Origin of the sequence: Streptomyces sp. NRRL WC-3549, assembly GCF_000721935.1 — a bacterium.
Classification (GTDB): domain Bacteria; phylum Actinomycetota; class Actinomycetes; order Streptomycetales; family Streptomycetaceae; genus Streptomyces.
In genome coordinates this window covers 42,579-48,112 of the sequence record NZ_KL585386.1, presented here as the reverse complement: position 1 = coordinate 48,112, position 5,534 = coordinate 42,579, and the positions used below count along the sequence as shown (strand labels likewise).

Genomic DNA, 5,534 nt, shown 5'->3' with positions numbered 1-5,534 from the left:
CTTCACCGCGCTGAACACGATCTCGACGATCGCGTCCTTCGTGCTCGGCCTGTCGATGCTGCCGTTCATGTACAACGTCTGGAAGACCGCCAAGTACGGCAAGAAGGTCGAGGTCGACGACCCGTGGGGCTACGGCCGTTCGCTCGAATGGGCGACGTCCTGCCCGCCCCCGCGGCACAACTTCCTCAGCCTGCCGCGCATCCGCTCGGAATCCCCGGCGTTCGACCTGCACCACCCCGAGATCGCGGCGCTCGAGCAGCTCGAGCACCCGTCCGAGGGTGACAAGGTCCTCGTCGGTGGCAAGGAGGACGGCAAGTGAAGATCCAGGGCAAACTCTTCATCTGGCTGAGCGTCTTCCTGCTGATCATCGCCGTCACGTACGGCGTCTGGTCCAGGGAGCCGGTGGGCACCACCACGCTGGTGCTGGCCTTCGGCCTGGCCCTCATGATCGGCTTCTACCTGGCCTTCACGGCCAACCGGGTCGACGCCATGGCCCAGGACAACAAGGAGGCCGACGTCGCGGACGAGGCCGGCGAGGTGGGGTTCTTCTCCCCGCACAGCTGGCAGCCGCTCGCGCTGTCCCTCGGTGGCGCCTTCCTGTTCATGGCCGTCGCCTTCGGCTGGTGGCTGGCCTACTTCTCCGCCCCGCTGCTCCTGATCGGCCTCTTCGGCTGGGTCTTCGAGTACTACCGCGGTGAGAACCGCACCCAGTAGCAGCGCCGTACCACCGCACGGGGGCCTGGCCCGCTCGGCAACGAGCGGGCCGGGCCCCCGTTTGCAGTCACTGGGCGCGCTGGATCGGATGAATCTTCTTAGCGTGGGTTCATGAACCACACGCCGCGCATCCGCACCGTAGTGAGCTGCACTCTGCTGGTCGTGACCTTGGTCGCAGGTGCGACCGCCTGTGGAGAGCCCGACAGCCGGCAGCTGTCACTGAAGCCCTACGACGCCGCCGAGGACATCTCGTTCAACGGCCCCTCCGAGAAGGAGAAGGCCGACCCGGACCAGCCCATCGAGGTCACCGTCAAGGATGACGACGCCCGCATCACCGACGTGACGGCCGTCGACACCGAGGGCCGCCACCTGGCGGGCGAGCTCGACGCGAGCGGCAAGCGGTGGCACTCCACCACCTCGCTGGCGGCCGGCACCCGGTACACCGTCAAGGTGTCCACCGAGAACGGCGACGGCGCCCCTGGCAGCCGCACGTACGCCTTCGGCACGGCCCAGGCAGAGAAGTTCCTGAAGGTCTCCTTCGGTCCGCAGGCGGGCACCTACGGGGTCGGACAGCCCGTCACCGCGGAACTCAGCGCTCCGGTCACCGACAAGGCCGCCAGGGCCACCGTGGAGCGCGGACTCCAGGTCCGCTCCGCCCCCGCCGTCACCGGCTCCTGGTACTGGGTCGACGCCAAGACCCTGCACTACCGCCCGAAGGAGTACTGGCCCGCCAACGCCACCATCGACGTCCGCAGCAACCTCAAGGGCATAAAGGTGACCAACGGGCTGTACGGAGACGCCGCCAAGTCACTCAAGCTGACGACCGGAGACCGCATAGAAGCCGTCACCGACGCCTCGGAGCACCAGATGACGGTCCTGCGCAACGGCGAGGTGATCAACACGCTGCCGGTCACCACGGGCAAGCCGGGCTTCGACACGCGCAACGGCATCAAGGTGGTGCTGGCCAAGGAGCAGTTCGTACGCATGCGGGGGGAGAGCATCGGCATCGCCGCCGGCTCGTCGGACTCCTACGACCTGCCGGTCTACTGGGCGACCCGGGTCACCTGGAGCGGTGAGTACGTCCACGCGGCGCCCTGGTCGACCGGCTCCCAGGGCAGCGCCAACGTCAGCCACGGCTGCACCGGGATGAGCACCGCCGACGCCGAGTGGTTCTTCCAGACCGTACGCGAGGGCGACATCGTCAAGGTCGTCGGGAGCGACGGCGAGACCATGACACCGTTCGACAACGGCTACGGCGACTGGAACCTGTCCTGGGACGCCTGGCTGAAGGGCAGCGCGCTGCACGGCGGCGGCACCCCGGACACGGGCGACGAGGTGGAGGCGGCGCGGCTGCGCCCCCAGGTGTGACCTCCCCCCCGGGGGCGAGCCGCGTCATGGCCGGACGGCTCTTCGGGGCGCTCAGGCGCCCACGGACAGCCTCTGGCGCAACAGGGCGGCCAGGGCGTCGGCGAAGTCGACCGGGTCGACCGGATGGGTCACCGCGGCGTCGGCGCGGCTCCACGTGGCCAGCCAGGAGTCCTGCGGGCGGCCGATCAGCAGCAGCACGGGCGGGCAGTCGAAGATCTCGTCCTTGATCTGCCGGCAGACGCCCATGCCGCCCACGGGGGCCGTCTCCCCGTCCAGCACGCAGACGTCGACACCGCCCCCGTCCAGCGCGCTCAGCACCGCCGGCAGGGTGGCGCACTCGAGGAACCGCACCTCCGGGACGTCCGCCGCCGGCCTGCGCCCGGCAGCCAGCCTCACCTGCTCACGGGTGTTGGCGTCGTCGCTGTAGACCAGGACCGTGGCGGTCGGCTGCATTGTTCCTCCGTGACATCTGTGTCTTCGGGGCTCTCGGGGCATGAACCGATGGGCGGATCGTACTCCGGCGGACAGCCTGTCAGCACCGGTAATGACAGCGTTTCGATGGGCCGTTCGGTGAGGACACACCTCACTGACACACCGAACAGCACCCCCCGGAGTGAGGGCGGGATAAGCGACCGACATAATGTCGGTCGTGGCGACAGCAACGACAGTAGAAACCGGGCACGCGCACCCGTCGGTCAATCGACCGAACCTCACCAGCGTCGGAACCATCATCTGGTTGAGTTCCGAGCTGATGTTCTTCGCGGCCCTCTTCGCGATGTACTTCACCCTGCGATCGGTGATGGGTCCCGAGCACTGGAAGGAGATGACCCACCATCTGAACTTCCCGTTCTCGGCGACGAACACCACGATCCTGGTGCTTTCCTCCCTCACCTGCCAGCTCGGCGTTTTCGCCGCGGAGCGGGGCGATGTGAAGAAGCTCCGGACGTGGTTCATCATCACGTTCGTGATGGGGTCGATCTTCATCGGAGGCCAGGTCCTCGAGTACACCGAGCTGGTCAAGGAGGCGGGTCTCTCCCTGTCCTCCGACCCCTACGGCTCGGTGTTCTACCTGACCACGGGCTTCCACGGTCTGCATGTGACAGGCGGTCTCATCGCCTTCCTGCTCGTCCTGGGCAGGACATACGCGGCCTCGAGGTTCACCCACGAACAGGCCACAGCCGCCATCGTCGTGTCCTACTACTGGCACTTCGTCGATGTCGTCTGGATCGGTCTGTTCGCCACGATCTACATGATCAAGTAACCGGGCTCGCTCCCACCACCATCGACGCAGAAGATCCTGACACCGGGGTAATCCGTGAAAAAGCTCTCCGCTCGACGACGCCATCCGCTGGCGGCGGAGATGTGTATAAGAGACAGGTACTACTCCTCGCGCTGGCGGCTACCGGGGGGCTGTACGCCGCGTTTGCGCCTGCGGGTAAGGCGCAGGCCGACGACACCGCCCAGTCCCTCGCCATCGACGAGGGCAAGAAGCTCTACTCCGTGGGCTGTGCCAGCTGCCACGGAACCGGCGGTCAGGGCACCACCGACGGGCCGTCCCTCGTTGGTGTCGGCTCCGCCGCCGTGGACTTCCAGGTCGGAACCGGACGCATGCCGGCCCAGCAGCCGGGCGCCCAGATCCCGAAGAAGAAGGTCATCTACAACCAGGCCCAGATCGACCAGCTCGCGGCGTACGTCGCGTCCCTGGGCGCCGGCCCGATCACCCCGAAGGAGAGCCAGGTCGACCCCGCGGGCGCCGACGTGGCCAAGGGCGGCGAACTCTTCCGCACCAACTGCGCCCAGTGCCACAACTTCACGGGCAAGGGCGGCGCGCTGACCGACGGCAAGTACGCCCCCAACCTCGAAGGTGTGAGCCCGAAGCACATCTACGAGGCCATGCAGACCGGCCCGCAGGCCATGCCTTCCTTCCCCGACAGCACCATGCCGGAGAAGGAGAAGAAAGACATCATCGCGTACATCAAGACCGTGAACGGTGACGAAACCGCGAGCCCCGGTGGGCTCTCGCTCGGTGGCCTCGGTCCCGTCAGCGAGGGTCTCTTCGGCTGGATCTTCGGACTGGGCGGACTGATCGCCATCGCCGTCTGGGTCGCGGCACACACCGCTAAGGCCAAGAAGTCATGAGTAGCCAAGAGATTTCAGAAGAGGGCCTGCCCGCAGAGCAGGACACCGCGCACGGTGCGGTCAAGGTCGCGGACGACCCGTTCGCCGACCCCGGGCTGCCGGCCCACAAGCCGCGCATCCAGGACATCGACGAACGGGCCGCCAAGCGCTCCGAGCGCACCGTCGCCCTGATGTTCACGCTGTCCATGCTGGCGACGATCGGCTTCATCGCCTCGTACGTCATCTTCCCGGTCGACAAGATCGTCTTCATCTGGCCGATCGGCCACGTGAGCGCGCTGCACTTCTCGCTGGGTCTGACCCTGGGCCTGGCGCTGTTCCTCATCGGCGCGGGCGCCGTCCACTGGGCGCGCACGCTGATGTCGGACGTGGAGGTCGCGGACGACCGGCACCCGATCGAGGCGCCGCCCGAGGTCAAGGCGAAGGTTCTCGCGGACTTCGCGGACGGCGCCCGGGAGTCCGCCATCGGACGCCGGAAGCTGATCCGCAACACCATGTTCGGTGCGCTGGCCCTGGTGCCGCTCTCCGGCGTGGTGCTGCTGCGCGACCTCGGTCCGCTGCCGGAGAAGAAGCTCCGCACGACCCTGTGGGCCAAGGGCAAGCAGCTCGTCAACATGAACACGATGGAGCCGCTGCGTCCCGAGGACGTCGTCGTCGGTTCGCTGACCTTCGCCATGCCCGAGGGCCTGAAGGAGGACGCGCACGACTTCCAGACGCAGATCGCGAAGGCCGCCCTGATGATTGTCCGCATCGAGCCGGACGACATCAAGGACAAGCAGTCGCGTGAGTGGGGCCACGAGGGAATCGTCGCCTTCTCCAAGATCTGCACCCACGTCGGCTGCCCCATCAGCCTCTACGAGCAGCAGACGCATCACGTCCTCTGCCCGTGCCACCAGTCCACCTTCGACCTCTCCGACGGCGCCCGCGTCATCTTCGGGCCTGCCGGTCACCCCCTGCCGCAGCTGCGGATCGGCGTGAACAGCGAGGGCAACCTCGAGGCGCTCGACGACTTCGCAGAGCCCGTCGGTCCTGCCTTCTGGGAGCGCGGATGAGTACCGTGACAGACACACAGCGCAAGGCGCCCGCCGGTGAGCGGGTGGCCGACTGGGCGGACGGCCGACTGGGCATCTACGGCCTGGCCAAGTCCAACATGCGCAAGATCTTCCCGGACCACTGGTCCTTCATGCTGGGTGAGATCTGCCTCTACAGCTTCATCATCATCATCCTCACGGGTGTGTACCTGACGCTGTTCTTCGACCCGAGCATGACCGAGGTCGTGTACCACCTGTCTCTTATACACATCTCTGAGCGGGCTG

General features: G+C 67.0%; 5 protein-coding genes and 3 pseudogenes. 7 read left to right on the top strand and 1 reads right to left on the bottom strand.

Annotation, left to right across the window (positions count from 1 at the left end; genetic code table 11):
- The 3 genes and pseudogenes from IH13_RS42035 to IH13_RS0104520 form a co-directional block, all read left to right on the top strand.
- Nucleotides 1–319 (top strand): annotated as a pseudogene (locus IH13_RS42035) (cytochrome ubiquinol oxidase subunit I); the annotation flags it as partial.
- Nucleotides 316–714, top strand: coding sequence for a cytochrome c oxidase subunit 4 (locus tag IH13_RS0104525; protein ID WP_031081186.1), 399 nt, complete (start codon nt 316–318; stop codon nt 712–714). The pseudogene IH13_RS42035 and the gene IH13_RS0104525, both read left to right, overlap by 4 nt.
- A gap of 111 nt (nt 715–825) precedes the next feature.
- Nucleotides 826–2,082 carry a L,D-transpeptidase gene (locus IH13_RS0104520; protein WP_031081185.1) on the top strand — a complete coding sequence of 419 codons (1,257 nt, stop codon included), beginning with the start codon at nt 826–828 and terminating at the stop codon, nt 2,080–2,082.
- A gap of 51 nt (nt 2,083–2,133) precedes the next feature.
- Here IH13_RS0104520 and IH13_RS0104515 read toward each other — a convergent pair whose 3' ends face one another.
- Nucleotides 2,134–2,535, bottom strand: a complete 402-nt coding sequence (locus IH13_RS0104515) for a response regulator transcription factor (protein ID WP_031081183.1) — start codon at nt 2,533–2,535, stop codon at nt 2,134–2,136.
- A gap of 187 nt (nt 2,536–2,722) precedes the next feature.
- Here IH13_RS0104515 and IH13_RS0104510 point away from each other — a divergent pair, with 187 nt between their 5' ends.
- The 4 genes and pseudogenes from IH13_RS0104510 to IH13_RS0104495 form a co-directional block, all read left to right on the top strand.
- Entirely contained in the window at nt 2,723–3,343 is a 621-nt protein-coding gene (locus IH13_RS0104510; protein WP_031081181.1) for an aa3-type cytochrome oxidase subunit III, read from the top strand.
- A gap of 54 nt (nt 3,344–3,397) precedes the next feature.
- Nucleotides 3,398–4,221: pseudogene (locus IH13_RS0104505) on the top strand (c-type cytochrome).
- The gene (locus IH13_RS0104500; RefSeq protein ID WP_031081178.1) at nt 4,218–5,270 is read left to right on the top strand and encodes a cytochrome bc1 complex Rieske iron-sulfur subunit; all 1,053 of its coding nucleotides are present in this window, start codon (nt 4,218–4,220) and stop codon (nt 5,268–5,270) included. Before IH13_RS0104505 ends, IH13_RS0104500 begins: the two are co-directional and overlap by 4 nt.
- Nucleotides 5,267–5,534 (top strand): annotated as a pseudogene (locus IH13_RS0104495) (ubiquinol-cytochrome c reductase cytochrome b subunit); the annotation flags it as partial. The gene IH13_RS0104500 and the pseudogene IH13_RS0104495, both read left to right, overlap by 4 nt.

What these genes read in the sequence shown, in the direction of transcription:
- IH13_RS0104515 (WP_031081183.1), bottom strand. Translation starts at nt 2,535, where the DNA reads ATGCAGCCGACCGCCACGGTCCTGGTCTACAGCGACGACGCCAACACC.
- IH13_RS0104520 (WP_031081185.1), top strand. Translation starts at nt 826, where the DNA reads ATGAACCACACGCCGCGCATCCGCACCGTAGTGAGCTGCACTCTGCTG.
- IH13_RS0104510 (WP_031081181.1), top strand. Translation starts at nt 2,723, where the DNA reads ATGTCGGTCGTGGCGACAGCAACGACAGTAGAAACCGGGCACGCGCAC.
- IH13_RS0104500 (WP_031081178.1), top strand. Translation starts at nt 4,218, where the DNA reads ATGAGTAGCCAAGAGATTTCAGAAGAGGGCCTGCCCGCAGAGCAGGAC.